General features: G+C 66.1%; 13 protein-coding genes and 1 pseudogene. 4 read left to right on the top strand and 10 right to left on the bottom strand.

From position 1 onward, the window contains the following. Window positions 1-63: 63 nt before the first annotated feature. Window positions 64-621, bottom strand: coding sequence for a DUF3228 family protein (locus tag CLM74_RS03425; RefSeq protein ID WP_025876554.1), 558 nt, complete (start codon window positions 619-621; stop codon window positions 64-66). Window positions 622-810: 189 nt separating this feature from the next. On the opposite strand from CLM74_RS03425, the gene CLM74_RS03420 reads away from it, so the two are divergent. From CLM74_RS03420 to CLM74_RS03410, 3 genes are all read left to right on the top strand, one after another. Next, on the top strand, window positions 811-1,032 hold the full coding sequence (locus CLM74_RS03420) for a hypothetical protein (protein WP_105163456.1): 222 nt from the start codon (window positions 811-813) through the stop codon (window positions 1,030-1,032). Between the two features lie 158 nt (window positions 1,033-1,190). Continuing rightward, window positions 1,191-2,018, top strand: coding sequence for a methylenetetrahydrofolate reductase [NAD(P)H] (gene metF / locus CLM74_RS03415; RefSeq protein ID WP_059066021.1), 828 nt, complete (start codon window positions 1,191-1,193; stop codon window positions 2,016-2,018). A gap of 41 nt (window positions 2,019-2,059) precedes the next feature. After that, window positions 2,060-2,638: a DUF4124 domain-containing protein gene (locus CLM74_RS03410; RefSeq protein WP_033830360.1), complete on the top strand. Its 579-nt coding sequence runs from the start codon at window positions 2,060-2,062 to the stop codon at window positions 2,636-2,638. 202 nt (window positions 2,639-2,840) lie between these two features. Here CLM74_RS03410 and CLM74_RS03405 read toward each other — a convergent pair whose 3' ends face one another. The 3 genes from CLM74_RS03405 to CLM74_RS03395 all read right to left on the bottom strand — a co-directional run bounded on the left by CLM74_RS03405 (window position 2,841) and on the right by CLM74_RS03395 (window position 7,841). Continuing rightward, window positions 2,841-3,794 (bottom strand): Nudix family hydrolase, encoded by a 954-nt coding sequence (locus CLM74_RS03405; RefSeq protein WP_059066020.1) that lies wholly within the window; start codon window positions 3,792-3,794, stop codon window positions 2,841-2,843. Window positions 3,795-3,889: 95 nt separating this feature from the next. After that, entirely contained in the window at window positions 3,890-6,622 is a 2,733-nt protein-coding gene (secA, locus tag CLM74_RS03400; protein WP_025876568.1) for a preprotein translocase subunit SecA, read from the bottom strand. 265 nt (window positions 6,623-6,887) lie between these two features. Continuing rightward, window positions 6,888-7,841, bottom strand: a complete 954-nt coding sequence (locus CLM74_RS03395) for a M23 family metallopeptidase (protein WP_025876571.1) — start codon at window positions 7,839-7,841, stop codon at window positions 6,888-6,890. Window positions 7,842-7,853: 12 nt separating this feature from the next. Between CLM74_RS03395 and CLM74_RS03390 the strand changes: the two genes are divergently transcribed. Next, window positions 7,854-8,303 carry a DUF721 domain-containing protein gene (locus CLM74_RS03390; protein WP_025876573.1) on the top strand — a complete coding sequence of 150 codons (450 nt, stop codon included), beginning with the start codon at window positions 7,854-7,856 and terminating at the stop codon, window positions 8,301-8,303. A 280-nt stretch (window positions 8,304-8,583) separates the two neighbouring features. On the opposite strand, the gene lpxC is transcribed toward CLM74_RS03390, so the two are convergent. From lpxC to murC, 6 genes and pseudogenes are all read right to left on the bottom strand, one after another. Beyond that, on the bottom strand, window positions 8,584-9,495 hold the full coding sequence (lpxC, locus tag CLM74_RS03385) for a UDP-3-O-acyl-N-acetylglucosamine deacetylase (RefSeq protein WP_025876575.1): 912 nt from the start codon (window positions 9,493-9,495) through the stop codon (window positions 8,584-8,586). 171 nt (window positions 9,496-9,666) lie between these two features. Beyond that, on the bottom strand, window positions 9,667-10,902 hold the full coding sequence (gene ftsZ / locus CLM74_RS03380) for a cell division protein FtsZ (RefSeq protein ID WP_025876577.1): 1,236 nt from the start codon (window positions 10,900-10,902) through the stop codon (window positions 9,667-9,669). Window positions 10,903-11,066: 164 nt separating this feature from the next. Next, on the bottom strand, window positions 11,067-12,302 hold the full coding sequence (ftsA, locus tag CLM74_RS03375) for a cell division protein FtsA (protein ID WP_025876580.1): 1,236 nt from the start codon (window positions 12,300-12,302) through the stop codon (window positions 11,067-11,069). 68 nt (window positions 12,303-12,370) lie between these two features. After that, window positions 12,371-13,048 (bottom strand): annotated as a pseudogene (locus CLM74_RS03370) (cell division protein FtsQ/DivIB); the annotation flags it as partial. Continuing rightward, the gene (locus CLM74_RS03365; RefSeq protein WP_105163455.1) at window positions 13,045-14,049 is read right to left on the bottom strand and encodes a D-alanine--D-alanine ligase; all 1,005 of its coding nucleotides are present in this window, start codon (window positions 14,047-14,049) and stop codon (window positions 13,045-13,047) included. The pseudogene CLM74_RS03370 and the gene CLM74_RS03365, both read right to left, overlap by 4 nt. Beyond that, a complete protein-coding gene (gene murC, locus CLM74_RS03360) occupies window positions 14,046-15,482 on the bottom strand; it encodes a UDP-N-acetylmuramate--L-alanine ligase (protein ID WP_025876586.1) in 1,437 nt (478 codons plus the stop codon). The genes CLM74_RS03365 and murC overlap by 4 nt, the downstream gene beginning before the upstream one ends. Window positions 15,483-15,501: the final 19 nt, after the last annotated feature.

The following is a 15,501-nucleotide window of genomic DNA, read 5'->3' as shown; positions in this document are numbered from 1 at the left end:
CCCGCGGTGGCCGCAGCGGATTTCACATCGCAGTGCGCTGACGCGCATCGCGATGCTGTGTTCTCACGGCCGCCAGTTGGCGTTGTTCTCCCAGAACGCCACCGCGCGCTGATAGGCTTCGCGGTCCAGCGGCACGCCCGAACCACCCTCCTCCACGCCCAGCGCATTGCGCATCATGGTGATCGGCGCCATCGGCACTTCTTCCGGCTCGGCGGTATAGATGCAGCCGACGATGCCCCAGTCCGCATCGATGGGTGAACCTTCCTTGGCCAGCTGCTCGGCGCTGTACAGGATCACCACCAGGTAATTGGCCCGTGGCGATTCCACGCCCTCGAACCAGCGCACCAGCACCGGCAGTTCCTCACGGTTGCGCGCCTCGTAGCCGCTGCGCAGCAGGTGCCGGTTGGCGTCGGTGACCGGCACGGTCAGGCAGCGCGTGCTGGTCCAGTTTTCATAGACGAACAGCTTGCAGAACGGTGCATAGCCATCGAGCACCTTCAGCGGCGGGTGCGCGTTGAGATGCGCCTGGAACTGCTCGGCGCTGCAGTCCTGGATGGTGTTGCCGCGCGGTACGCGCGGGAACAGGCGGGGGCGGGCGAAATCGGTGAGGACGATGGACATGGCGAACTACGGACCGGAACAGACTGTCAGGGTAACGGGTGGCACGGCAATGCGTCTGCCTAGCACGCTCTCTGCCCGCATTGGTTCCGCCATATCAGCGCTCAAGAAATTCCAGCGCATGCCGCCATGACTTCGGTGGCTGGAAAATCAGCTGCAAGTCGATGACATCAATTTCAGGACGAAATCCTCATGGCAACCCATAAAGTACATTTCACCCTGCCTTCCCGCGAACTGGGAAAGGCTGATGTGTCATTCGCCGTCCGCAAGGATGACGACAAGTTCGGCGAGCTCAAGGTGTCCAACGGGTCTGCGGTATGGTTTCGCGCCGATGGGAAAAAGGGCTATCGACTCAGCTGGAGCAAGCTCGATGCGCTGTTTGCCGAGCATGGCAACAAGGTCGAAAAGCGCTGAGAGTCAGGCCAGCTGGTAACTTGGGTGGCCCATGGTGTGAAAACCATTGGCCATTCCATAAGGAGCGGATCGTGCTTCCTGCGGATTGAGACCAATATTTACACATCCATCTTGATGGAGCGATATACTGGCCCAAACCCGCCGCCGCCGCCCGTGCCATGACCGCCATCAGCTTCGAGTTCTATCCGCCCAAGACCGACGAACAGCGCACCCAGCTGGACCGTGCCGCGGCCAGGCTGAAGGCCTATGCCCCCGAGTACGTGTCCTGCACCTTCGGCGCCGGTGGCTCGACCCTCAGCTACACCTCCGAGACCGTGCGCCATCTCAACCAGCACCACGGCTTCGACGCGGCACCGCACCTGTCCTGCGTCGGCGGTACCCGCCAGGAAATCCGCGAACTGCTCAAGCTCTACCGCGCCATCGGCTGCCGGCGCCTGGTGGCACTACGCGGCGACCTGCCCTCGGGCATGGGCTTTCCTGGCGACATGCGCTATGCCTCCGAACTGATCGCCTTCATCCGTGCCGAGCACGGTGATGCCTTCCGCATCGAAGTGGGCGCGTATCCGGAAACGCATCCGCAAGCGCAGGACGCCCTGCTCGACCTGAAGCACTTCAAGGCCAAGGTCGACGCCGGTGCCGATGCCGCCATCACCCAGTACTTCTTCAATCCCGACGCCTACTTCCACTTCGTCGACGAAGTGCAGCGGCTCGGCGTGCAGGTGCCGATCACCCCGGGCATCATGCCGATCTCCAACTTCAGCCAGCTGCGCCGTTTCTCCGAACAGTGCGGTGCGGAAATCCCGCGTTGGATCAGCCGCAAGATGCAGGCCTACGGTGACGACGCCGAATCGGTGCGCGCCTTCGGCGCCGAAGTGGTGGCCAAGCTGTGCCAGCGCCTGGTCGAAGGTGGCGCACCGGGCCTGCACTTCTACACCTTGAACCTGGCCAAGCCGACGGTCTCGGTACTGAAGCTGCTGCAAGGCTGAAAAGTACGCTGCGTTATCGCAATCGGCGCTACGCTGCGTCGATGAAGCTCGTCCTGTCCCTGTTGCTGGTCCTGCTGCTGCCCGGTGTCTGCGCCGGTGTGCAGGCGCAGTCCACGCGCTTGAACCGCTGCACCGATCCGCAGGGACAAAGTGTCTATACCGACCGCCCCTGCGACAGTCTGGGCGCGCAGTCCCGGCGGCCACCGCCGGCGCCTTCCGGCAATACCCTGCAACGCGACAGCCTCGGCAGCAGCTGCCCGCGCCGGCTGAGCGAACTGGTGCAGGCTTTGCACACGGCGGTCAGCATCGGTGATGTGAACCGGCTTTCTTCGCTGTACCTGTGGGGCGCGGTGTCCGATGCCGGCGCGCAGCGGATTCTTGGCCAGCTGGAATCGGTGGTGCGGCGGCCGCTGGTGGACGTGGTGCCGGTGTATCCGCGGCAGGATCTGGATGAAGGCCAGGGCATCGCCTCACAGGATTCGGAAACGGTGCCGATGCCGACTGCACGGCGCCATCCGATCGGGTTGCGGTTGGAGCAGACCCTGCCGGGCAGCGCCACGCGTGCGGCGACCGTGCTTGGGCTGCGGCGGCAGTATGGGTGTTTCTGGATTACGTTGTGAGCGGGTGCTGCTGAACCGCCATCCACGCATGGCGTGGATCTACTGGTCGCTGCGTGACGTGGGTCTGCTCATCCACGCATGGCGTGGATCTACTGCTTGCGGTGAGGGGTCGGATCCCCTTCCAGCGGAAGGGGCTCCGACCCCGGATTCAAGCGAGGAGGTCAGAGCCCCGCGTCGCGGGGATCCGACCCTGTGTATCGCGCTACACCGGCCATAGTCCGCGGATGGCGGCGATACCCTGCCCGCCATGCCGGCGCGCCTCGGCCACATGCTGCGGTGTCATGCCGCCGAGCGCATAGATCGGCAGCGAGACCTGGGCGCGCAGCGCGGCGAAGGCCTCCCACCCCAATGGCACTGCATCGGGATGGCTCGCAGTGGCCTGCACCGGCCCCAGCACGGCGAAGTCGCAGCCCAGCCGCTGTGCGGCCAGCAGCTGCTCAAGCCCGTGGCAGGAGGCGGCCACCAGCTGCCCGGACGGCAGCGGCCGTTCCTGCAGCGACTGCAGCTGCTCGCTGCCCAGGTGCACGCCAACGCCGAGGGTGCGCGCCAGTTCGATATCGCGGTTGAGCAGCCACTGCACACCGCGCCGATGCGCGCGCACGGCCTGCTCGATCACGCCCTGACGCTGCGGATGCTCGGCGGGCAGGCGCAGCTGGATGCGTTGCTGCCCGGAAGCCACCGCCTGCTGCAGCTGGCCGTGCCAACGCTGCAGGCCGCCCTCATCGATGTCCGGCGCAGGGGTGATCAGGTAGCAGTCCGGCTGGCGCAGTGCGGCCACCACCGGCAGGTCAGCCGGCGGCATTGAATAACGGGCCAGCTTGTCCGGCGTCACCCAGGTGATGGCCTGGCCCTCGCGTCCACGCGGGGCGCCCTTCCAGCTGCGCACGTGGCGCACTTCCAGGGTCAGGTCCTTGTCCGGGTAGCGCTGCGGCACGTCCATGATCCACTCGCCCACCTCTGCCTCGATGCCCAGCTCCTCGTGCAGCTCGCGCACCAGCGCCTGTTCGGAGGTCTCACCGGGCTCGCGCTTGCCGCCCGGGAATTCCCAGAGGCCGGCCATGTCGCGGCTTTCGGTACGGCGGTTGAGCAGGATGCGGCCGCGGGCGTCGGTGATGACGGCGGCTACGACGTGGATCGATCGTTTCGGGGAAGGCATGGCCGAAGCATGCCGAAAAGCGGGGCACCGGCGCAATCGCCGGGCGCTTCAAGGCCCAGAACAGGAAAGCCCCGCTTTCGCGGGGCTCTCCGGGGTCAGCTCAGCTGGCCGTGGCAATGCTTGTACTTCTTGCCGCTGCCGCACGGGCACGGATCGTTGCGACCGATCTTGGGCTCGTCACGCTGCAGCTGCGCCACGCCCTGCTGGGCGGCCTCCACCTGCGCCGCCTCTTCGTCGGCGCCGTAGCCGCCAGCGTCCTGGTGCTGGAACTGCGACTGGCTCAGGCGGGCTTCCACCTGCTGGCGCTCGGCCGCTTCCAGTGCCTGCACTTCCTCGTCGCTGCGGATGCGCACGCGGGCCAGCAGGGTCACCACTTCGCGCTTGACGTTTTCCAGCATGTCCGAGAACAGCTCGAAGGCTTCCTTCTTGTATTCCTGCTTCGGCTGCTTCTGCGCATAACCGCGCAGGTAGATGCCCTGGCGCAGGTAATCCATGCGCGCCAGGTGCTCCTTCCAGCTCTGGTCGAGCACGGTCAGCATCACGTGCTTCTCCAGCGCGCGCATGGTCTCTTCGCCCACACCCGCTTCCTTCTCGGCGAAGTGCTGGTTGATGCGCTCCTGCACCTTGGCGGTGATGCCTTCGGCGTCCAGCTCCTCGTGCGACTTGACCAGATCGGTCAGCGACATGTCCACACCGAAGTCCGACTGCAGGGTGGCTTCCAGGCCACGCAGGTCCCACTGCTCGTCCACCGAGTTCGGCGGCACGAAGCGGGCAACGATGTCGAAGATCACGTCGTCGCGGATGCCATCGACGTTGTCCTTCACCGACTCGGCGTCCAGCAGTTCGTCGCGCTGGGCGTAGATCACCTTGCGCTGGTCGTTGTTGACGTCGTCGAAATCCAGCAGGTTCTTGCGGATGTCGAAGTTGTGGGCCTCGACCTTGCGCTGCGCCTTTTCAATCTGGCGGCTGACCAGGCGGTCTTCGATGACGTCGTCTTCCTTCATGCCCATCATGCGCATGGCCTTCTGCACCCAGTCGGAGGCGAAGATGCGCATCAGGTTGTCTTCCAGCGACAGGTAGAAACGGGACGAGCCCGGGTCACCCTGGCGGCCCGAACGGCCACGCAGCTGGTTGTCGATACGACGCGATTCGTGGCGTTCGGTGCCGACGATGTGCAGGCCGCCGGCCGCCTTGACCGCGTCATGGCGCTTCTGCCACTCGGCCTTGATCGCGGCCTTCTGCTCGTCGGTCGCGCCTTCGCCCAGCTCGTGGATTTCCGCTTCCAGCGAACCACCCAGCACGATGTCGGTACCACGACCGGCCATGTTGGTGGCGATGGTCACGGCGGCCGGACGACCAGCGTTGGCGACGATGGTCGCTTCGCGGTCGTGCTGCTTGGCGTTGAGCACTTCGTGCTTCACACCCGCCTTGCGCAGGTGCTCGGACAGCATTTCCGAGGTTTCGATCGAGGTGGTACCCACCAGCACCGGCTGGCCGCGCTTGGCGCACTCTTCGATGTCGGCCAGCACCGCATTGAACTTGCCCTTGCGGTTGAGGAACACCTGGTCCGGGCTGTCCTTGCGGATGGTCGGGCGGTTGGTCGGGATCACCACCACTTCCAGGCCATAGATGCTCTGGAATTCGAACGCTTCGGTATCGGCCGTACCGGTCATGCCGGACAGCTTCTTGTACATGCGGAACAGGTTCTGGAAGGTGATGCTGGCCAGCGTCTGGTTCTCGCGCTGGACCGGCACGCCTTCCTTCGCTTCCACCGCCTGGTGCAGGCCATCGGACCAGCGACGGCCGGCCAGGGTACGGCCGGTGAATTCGTCGACGATGACCACTTCGCCATCGCGCACGATGTAGTCCACATCGCGCTGGTAGATGGCGTGCGCGCGCAGGGCGGCGTTGAGGTGGTGGACCACGGTCAGGTTCTGCGCCGCGTACAGGCCTTCGGTCTCGGCATCGAGGATGCCCGCTTCCACCAGCAGCTGTTCGGCGTGCTCCATGCCCGCTTCGGACAGGTGCACCTGCTTGCCCTTCTCATCGACCCAGAAGTCGCCTTCGCCGTCTTCCGCTTCCTGCTTGACCAGGTTCGGCACGATGCGGTTGACGCGGATGTACAGCTCCGGGGAATCGTCGGCCGGGCCGGAGATGATCAGCGGGGTACGCGCTTCGTCGATCAGGATGGAGTCGACTTCGTCGACGATGGCGTAGTGCAGGCCGCGCTGGTAGCGGTCAGCCTTGGACAGCGCCATGTTGTCGCGCAGGTAGTCGAAACCGAATTCGTTGTTGGTGCCGTAGGTGATGTCCGAACCATAGGCTTCGCGCTTGTCGCTGTGCGGCATGCCGGGGTAGACCACGCCCACGCTCAGGCCCAGCCAGTTGTACAGCTTGCCCATCTGCGCGGCATCGCGGCGGGCCAGGTAGTCGTTCACGGTGACCACGTGCACGCCCTTGCCTTCCAGCGCGTTGAGGTACACCGGCAGGGTCGCCACCAGGGTCTTGCCTTCACCGGTGCGCATTTCTGCGATCTTGCCCAGGTGAAGCACCATGCCGCCGATCAGCTGCACGTCGTAGTGGCGCATGCCCAGCACGCGGCGACCGGCCTCGCGGCAGACCGCGAACGCTTCCGGCAACACCTTGTCCAGGGCTTCACCACCGGCGATGCGCTGCTTGAATTCCGGCGTCTTGGCCTGCAGCTGCTCGTCGGAAAGCTTCTCGATCTCCGGCTCCAGCGCATTGATCTTGGCGACGATGCGGTTGAGCTGGCGCAGCTGTCGTTCATTACGACTGCCAAATACGCGGGTAAGCAGGCTGTTGATCATTGAGGGAACCGGGTTGGATGGAAATGCCGCACGGCTCCGGGAAGGATCCGTCCGCCGCAAACGAATCAGGGCGCCTGGCGCCCTGTCGATGGCAACACCCATTGTAGCTTGGGATGGGCCGCTGGGGTTTCAACCCTGTGGCGGCATTGGCATCCGAACATTCCGGTAGTGCCGGCCGCTGGCCGGCAATCCGCGATGTTGCCGAAGATCATGAGGTTGCCGGCCAGCGGCCGGCACTACCGCCCCCGGAGTACGGGGGCCCGATTCAGCCGCGGGTGATGCGCCCGACCGGGGTATTGCCGCCATCGCCGAGGAACTTGCGCGGGTTGACCACGTTGCCGTTCTCCCACACCTCGAAGTGCACGTGGGCGCCGGTCGAACGACCGGTGGAACCGGCCTTGGCCACTTCCTGGCCGGCACGGACGAGGTCGCCGACCTTCACCACCAGGCGCGAATTGTGCGCGTAGCGGGTGACGTAGCCATTGCCGTGGTCCACATCGACCACGTTGCCGTAGCCGCCCTTGACCCCGGAGAAGCTGACCACGCCGTCGGCCACCGACATCACCGGGTCACCGACGCGGGCGTGGAAGTCCATGCCCTTGTGGGTGGCGGCACCGCGACCGAACGGGTCGGCACGGGTACCGAAGCCGGAGGTGACGTAGCTGTTGCGGATCGGCATGCGCGAAGGCACGGCGTTCTGCTGCAGCTGGTGGTCGAACATCAGCGATTCCATCACCGACAACTGGCGGCCTGAAGCAGCGAAGCGCTGCTCCAGCACCTGTAAGTCGGCGTTGACGTCCTTCACCGGGATGTCGGCGGTCGGGCCGCCGGCATCGCCGTCACCGAGGCCGGGGGTCTCGTTGAAGTCGAATTCGCCGTCTTCCAGCTTGCCCATCTGGGTCAGTCGCTCGCCCAGGGCGTTCAGGCGGGTGGCCTGTGCCTGCAGCTCGCCGAGGCGGGCAGCCAGCGCGTTGACCTGGGTCTGCGCATCACGCTGGACCTTGGCCAGTTCGGCCTCCTGGCGGTCGACCTTGGCCTGCAGGCGCGAGTCATTGAGCGCGCTGACGCCAATTCCACCGGCAAGGCCGATAATGCAACCTGCGCCGAGCACGCTGCCCAGCAGGGCTCGGGGGCGGTCCTCGAAGTAGAACCGCAAACGCGTGAGCGCCGATTTGGCCTGTCCTTCACGCGTTTTGATTACGATCTTTTTGAATGCCATCAGTGAGTTTTCATGTCTGAGCCGAAATCCAGCGTTCGTCCCGCATCCCGACCGAAACCGGCCCTGGATGCAGTGATGGCGGACAAAAGCGGGAACCCGCTGCGGCGTGCCCTATGGCTCGACGCGCTGGACCGTCAGTTGCGCCCCCAGTTGCCGCCACCTCTGCGCAGCCGTTGCCGGCTGGCCAATGTGGACGGGGAACACCTCGTTTTTCTCGTCGAGTCCCCGGTCTGGCATGCCAAGTTGCGGCTTGCCGAAGCCCAGTTGCTCGACGCGGCCCGGTCCATCGGGCTGAAGGCCACCAAGGTGACCGTCAAGACTGCGTCTCCCACTCCCACGCGCTCCCCAGCACTCGACAACCGGAATGGACCCCACGCAGTTTCAGCCGCCACGCACAAAGGGCTACGCGACGCCTTGGCAGCTCTGCAGGACCTTCCTTCGAAACCGAAGCGGGAAACCTGAAAGCAGCGGAGCGTCCTGCTCCACTCCCCGTCGCGCGTGTCACCGCAGCGTGAAACATTTCGGGGGCCGGGTCGCATCCTAGCTGGCCCCGGTGGGCCAGTCGTTAGATTGTTGTTAAAACAACGTTAAATTCAGGCTTCGGATCCAACAGGTTCACAAAACCGTGACCTCGGCCCGGCCGTCGCGTCACCAACTGCGCCAGTGCGTCAAACAACGCCGGAAACGCAGACGCCGCCCTGGAAGGCGGCGTTTTTGCATTGAAATTCAACAACTTGTGAGATCAGGCATAGGCCGGTGTGGCGTACACCACCGGGTCCGGCACGGCCGGCGAGTCGTAAGTGACCCATTCCCAGGCGGTGGCATCGGCCATCAGCGCCCGCACCAGCTTGTTGTTGAGCGCGTGGCCGGACTTGAAGCCCTCGTAGGCACCCAGCACCTGGCCGCCGGCCAGATAGAGGTCGCCGATCGCGTCAAGAATCTTGTGGCGCACGAATTCGTCGGCGTAGCGCAGGCCGTCTTCGTTGAGCACGCGGAACTCGTCGAGAACGATGGCGTTGTCCATCGAACCGCCGAGGCCGAGATTGCGCTCGCGCATGTATTCCAGGTCGCGCATGAAGCCGAAGGTGCGCGCGCGGGAGATTTCCTTGGTGTAGGCCATCGTCGAGAACTCGATTTCCTGGCGCGACTGCTTGGCCGGGATCATCGGGTGGTCGAACTGAATGGTGAAGCCCAGCTTGTACCCCTCGTACGGGGTAAAGCGGGCCATCTTGTCGCCCTCGGTCACTTCCACGGTCTTCAGCACGCGGATGAAGCGCTTGGGCGCATCCTGTTCGACGATGCCTGCCGACTGCAGCAGGAACACGAACGGGCCGGACGAACCGTCCATGATCGGCAGCTCGGCCGAGGACAGTTCGACGATGATGTTGTCCACACCCAGGCCGGCCAGGGCCGACATCAGGTGCTCGACGGTCTGGATCTTGGCGTCGTTGCAGGTCAGGCCGGTGCACAGGGTCACTTCGGTGACCAGTTCCGCCTTCGCAGGCACTTCCACGACCGGGTCCAGGTCCACGCGCCGGAACACGATGCCATGGTTGACCGGCGCCGGGCGCAGGGTCATGTAGACCTTGTCGCCGCTGTGCAGGCCTACACCGGTGGCGCGGATCGTGTTCTTGAGGGTGCGTTGCTGGATCATGGGGGACGACCGGAAGTGACACAGTAGATTAACACGCAGGGTCCCCTACCCCGGCTGAAACACCGGTGGGACGCGCGTGAAGCAGGGCGGCCGGGCCCATCCTGGCCCGGCGCCCGCGTTTTCAGGACATGGTGGCGCAACCCGGGGGGGACAAGCCCCGGGCAGCGTCGATCAGTCCGCCTGGCGGCGCAGGAACGCCGGGATGTCCAGGTAATCGTTCGGCAGTTCCGCCGCGGCCGGGGCCGAAGAGGCCGGAGCCGACGGGGTGGAAGCTGCCACGCTGTCGCTGCTGGCACGACGCAGGCCCAGGCCCATGCCGCCGACGGCCTTGGACACCGCATCGCCGCCGTTGTCGAACTCGCCGAACTCCGGCTGGCCGGTGGTGGCGTTGCGGACCAGCTTGATCGGTGCACGCTCACCCGGACGCTGGGTCTTGCTGGCCGAGACGCGGTTCAGGCCCGTGGCGACCACGGTCACGCGCACTTCGTCCTGCATGTCCGGATCGAGCACGGTACCCACCACCACGGTCGCGTCTTCCGAAGCGAAGCCGTCGATGGTGCGGCCGATCTCGTCGAACTCGGCCATGGTGAAGTCGGCACCGGCGGTGATGTTGACCAGGATGCCGTTGGCGCCAGCCAGGTTCACATCGTCCAGCAGCGGGTTCTGGATGGCCGACTCGGCCGCGGCCTGCGCGCGGTCATCGCCGCGGGCGGTACCGGTACCCATCATCGCCAGGCCCATTTCGGACATGACGGTGCGCACGTCGGCGAAGTCGACGTTGATCAGGCCCGGACGCACGATCAGGTCGGCGATGCCCTGCACGGCGCCCTGCAGCACGTCGTTGGCGGCACGGAAGGCCTGGATCATGGTCGCGTTGCGACCCAGCACGGTGATCAGCTTCTCGTTGGGGATGGTGATCAGCGAGTCGCAGTGCTGGCTCAGCTCTTCGATGCCCTTCAGCGCGACCTGCATGCGGCGGCGGCCTTCGAACGGGAACGGCTTGGTGACCACGGCCACGGTCAGGATGCCCATTTCCTTGGCCAGCTGTGCCACCACCGGCGCAGCGCCGGTACCGGTGCCACCGCCCATGCCAGCGGTGATGAACACCATGTCTGCACCCTGCAGCGCGTCCATGATGCGCTCACGGTCTTCCAGCGCGGCTTGGCGGCCGACTTCCGGATTCGCGCCTGCGCCCAGGCCCTTGGTGACATTGGTACCCAGCTGCAGCTGCAGCTTGGCACCACAATTCTTGATGGCCTGCGAGTCGGTGTTGGCGGTGATGAATTCCACGCCATCCACTGCCGAGTTGACCATGTGCGCCACGGCATTGCCGCCGCCGCCGCCCACGCCAACCACCTTGATCACCGCATTGGGTGCCATCTTTTCGATCAGTTCAAAATGCGCCATGTCCGTGTCCTCGTTGTATCCGCTTTCGATTGCATGGGCGTTCGGGCGTCCTGCCTTCGTGCTGCATGCCGTCGTTGCGGCTGTGTGGGTTATGTGTGTTGCCGGTGTAGCGTCGTGTTGCCGGTGTTGCAGCCGGGCTGCGCCCGGGTGGTACAGGTGCCGCGTCAGAATTCGCCGCGGAACCAGGTCTTGAGTTTCTTGAACATGCTTCCGGCGCGGCCGGTCGGCAGCGACGGCCGGCGCGGATGCTCGATCTGGCTGCCCATCAGCAGCAGGCCCACGCCGGTGGCATGCACCGGGTTGCCCACCACTTCGCCCAGGCCGGTAACGTGCTGCGGGATGCCCACGCGTACCGGCATCTGCAGCATTTCCTCGGCCAGTTCGACCACGCCTTCCATCTTCGAGGCACCACCGGTCAGCACCATGCCGGCGCGCACCAGTTCCTCGAAGCCGGAGCGGCGCAGTTCGGCCTGCACCATTTCGAAGATCTCTTCGTAGCGGCCCTGCACGGCCTGCGCCAGCGCGTGGCGCGGCATGCGGCGCGGCGGACGATCGCCGACCGACGGCACCTGGATGCTTTCCTCGGCGGTGGCCAGCTGGGCCAGGGCGCATGCATAGCGCACCTTGATCTGCTCGGCTTCCGGGGTCGGCGTGCGCAGCATGTGCGCGATGTCATTGGTCACGTGGTCGCCGGCAATCGGCAGCGAGGCGGTGTGGCAGATCGCGCCCTGCACGAACACTGCGATGTCGGTGGTGCCGGCGCCCATGTCGACCAGCACCACGCCCAGCTCGCGCTCGTCGGCGGTCAGCACCGCCACGCTGGACGCCAGCGAGGACAGCACCAGGTCGTCCACCTGCAGGCCGCAGCGCTGCACGCACTTGCTGATGTTGGCCGCAGCCGACTGCGCGCACACCACCAGGTGCGCATGCACCTCCAGGCGCACGCCGGTCATGCCGACGGGGTTGCGGATGCCTTCCTGCGAATCATCCAGCACGTACTCGCGCGGGATCGCATGCAGGATCTTCTGGTCGGCCGGAATCGCCACTGCCTTGGCCGCATCGAGCACGCGATCCAGGTCGCCCCAGGTCACTTCGCCGTCGCGGATCGGCACGATGCCGGGCGAGTTCTTGCACTGCACGTGGTTGCCGGAAATGGAGGCGTACACCGAGCGGATCTCGCAGCCGGCCATCAGCTCGGCTTCTTCGACCGCACGCTGGATCGACTGCACGGTCGATTCGATATCCACCACCACGCCGCGCTTGAGGCCGCGCGACTCATGGGAGCCGATGCCGATCACTTCGATCGGGTTGCCCGGCGAATACTCGCCCACCAGCGCCACCACCTTGGAGGTGCCGATATCCAGGCCGACGATCAGCGATTTGTCACCCTTGCGATTCATGTTCTTTCCTGCGTCCTTCTTGCCGGGGTGCCCGGTGCATTGGCGGGGGCGGCCGGAGTGCCCCAGCTCAGCGTGAAACCATTGGTATATCGGAGGTCGGCGCGCTCGATCGGCGCGGCCTGGTTGGCCAGCTGCGGCAGCACGCGCACGAAGCGCTGCAGGCGCGAGCGGGCATCGTCGCGGCCGACCACCACTTCAGTGCCGTTGCTCAGCAGCAGCGACCAGCTGCCGCGCGCGTCCATCGTCAGCCGGCGCACGTCGACGCCTGCCGGCGCGAACAGCGCGCGCGAATCGTTGTACAGCTTGACCACTTCCTCGGTCTGGCTGTCCGGGCCATCCAGCTCGGGCAGCTGCAGGTCGGCCAGCTTCTTAGGCGTGGGGAACAGCTTGCCCTGCTCGGACAGCAGGCGATCTTCGCCCCAGCGCGCGAACGGCTTGTGCTCGACCAGCGTCACTTCCAGCACGTCCGGCCACTGCTTGCGCACCTGCGCGCTTTCCACCCACGGCAGCTTTTCCAGTGCGTCCTGCGCGTCCTGCAGCTTGACCGCGAAGAAGCCGGCATGCGCATACGGCAGCAGCACCTGCTGCAGCTGTTCCGGCGGCACCCGCTTGAACTCACCGTGCACGCGCAGCTTCGCCAGCGGCCAGCGCTCAGCGCCGACCCAGCCATTGACCACGGCCACCACCGGCAGTGCAACCACCGACAGTGCCAACAGCCAGACGAAGATGCGCAGCACCGCGTTCATGCGTGCGATGCCTCCAGGGTCTGTTCCAGCACGCGCCACACCAGCTCTTCGAAGCTGATGCCGGCCTGCCCGGCCGCCTTGGGCACCAGCGAGTGGCTGGTCATGCCCGGCGCGGTGTTCACTTCCAGCAGGAAGAAGCGGCCGCTGGTGCGGTCACGCATCACGTCGACGCGACCCCAGCCGCGGCAACCGGCCGCGCGGAAGGCAGCCAGCGCGATGCGGCGGATCTCGTCTTCGTCATCACCGTCCAGGCCCGGGCACAGGTACTGGGTGTCTTCGGCGATGTACTTGGCGTTGTAGTCGTACCACTGGCCCTTGGGCACGATGCGGATCGACGGCAGCGCGACATCGCCGAGGATGGCCACGGTCAGTTCGTCGCCCACCACCATCTGTTCCATCAGCAGCTGGCCGTCGTAGCGCGCGGCCAAGGCCACGGCTTCGTCCAGGCCGGCGTCGTCGGTGACCCGGCTGATGCCCACGCTGGAACCTTCGTTGGCCGGCTTGACCACCACCGGCAGGCCGAGCTCGGCCGCCAGCGCGTGGACATTCTTTTCGGCCGCTCCCGGCATCCTGCCTCCCGCGGCACTCGTACCTCCGTGTACTTCGCGGTACTGCGGGGTCGGCAGGCCCAGTGACAGCCACACCTGCTTGGTGCGGATCTTGTCCATGCTCAACGCCGAGCCCAGCACGTTGGAGCCGGTGTACGGCACGCCGAAGGCCTCCATCAGGCCCTGTACGATGCCGTCCTCACCGCCACCGTTGTGGCCGTGCAGGATGTTGAACACGCGATCGATGCCGCCGGCCGCCAGCGCCTTGGCCAGCGCCGGAATGCCGTCGATGGCGATGGCATCGACGCCGCGCGACTGCAGGGCTTCGTGCACGTTGCGGCCCGAATCCAGCGACACTTCGCGTTCGCTGGAGCTGCCACCGAGCAGCACGGCGACGCGGCCGAACACGGCCGGGTCGGTGCTGCGCAGCGGCGGGAAGGTCAGCGTACTCACGCCTCGCCCTCCGCCTTGAAGCCTTCCACGGCAATGTGGCTGGCGACGGCGCCGATGTCGCCGGCACCCATCATCAGCAGCAGGTCACCGTCCTGCAGCACGTCCGGCAGCACGGTGGCCAGCTCGGATGCCTTGCCAACCACCACCGGCTCGCTGCGGCCGCGCGCACGGATGGCGCGGGCCAGCGCATGCGAATCGGCGCCGGCGATCGGCTCTTCACCGGCCGGGTAGACCTCGCTCAGCACCAGTGCATCGACACTGGACAGCACTGCGGCGAACTTGTCGAACTGATCGCGGGTACGGCTGTAACGGTGCGGCTGGAAGGCGACCACCAGGCGCTTGTCGGCCCAGCCGCCACGCGCGGCGGCGAACACCGCTTCCAGCTCGCTCGGATGGTGGCCGTAGTCGTCGATGATGCGGACCTTGGCACCGCTGGCGGTGGTCACTTCGCCCAGGTCATTGAAGCGGCGACCGACGCCAGCGAAGCTGGCCAGTGCACGCGCGATCGTGTCCGGGGCCACGCCCAGCTGCCAGCCGACCGCCGCAGCGGCCAGCGCGTTGAGCACGTTGTGCTTGCCCGGCAGCGCCAGCACCACTTCCTGGCTGGTGCCCTGCGGCAGGCGCAGGGTGAAGCGCATGCGCGAACCTTCCTGCACCACGTTCTCGGCGCGCACGTCGGCCTGCGGGCTCATGCCGTAGCTCATCACGTGGCGCGGGGTCTTGGCGGCCAGTGCGGCCACTTCCGGATCGTCGATGCACAGCACTGCCAGGCCGTAGAACGGCAGGCGCTGCAGGAACTCGGCGAACGCCGCCTGCACGCGGGCGAAATCGTTGCCGTAGTTCTCCAGATGATCGGAATCGATGTTGGTGATGATCGACATCAACGGATTCAGGCGCAGGAAGCTGCCGTCGCTCTCGTCGGCCTCGGCCACCAGCCACTGGCCACCACCGAGCTTGGCGTTGGCACCGGCCGCCAGCAGCTGGCCACCGATCACGAAGGTCGGGTCCAGCCCACCCTCGCTCAGCACCGCAGCGGTCAGGCTGGTGGTGGTGGTCTTGCCGTGGGTGCCGGCCACGGCGATGCCGCGACGGAAGCGCATCAGTTCGGCCAGCATCGCCGCGCGCGGCATGATCGGAATGCGCTGGCTGCGCGCTTCCATCAGCTCCGGGTTGTCTTCGCGGATCGCGCTGGAGACCACCACGCAGTCGGTGCCCAGCACGTTGGCGGCGGAATGGCCGCGCATGATGCGCGCGCCCAGGCCGGCCAAGCGGCGGGTCGCGACGTTGTCGGCGTTGTCCGAACCGGACACTTCGTAGCCCAGCGTCAGCATCACTTCGGCGATGCCGCTCATGCCGGTGCCGCCGATGCCGACGAAATGCACGCGCGGGAACGCGCGCACCAGATCGTTGGTGTCATGCAGGCGGCGGATCATGCGCGGCCTCGCGCAGGGC

Origin of the sequence: Stenotrophomonas sp. MYb57, assembly GCF_002966815.1 — a bacterium.
Classification (GTDB): Bacteria; Pseudomonadota; Gammaproteobacteria; order Xanthomonadales; family Xanthomonadaceae; genus Stenotrophomonas; species Stenotrophomonas indicatrix.
The sequence above is the reverse complement of the archived record's forward strand: the minus strand, read 5'-3'. Positions and strand labels throughout refer to the sequence as shown.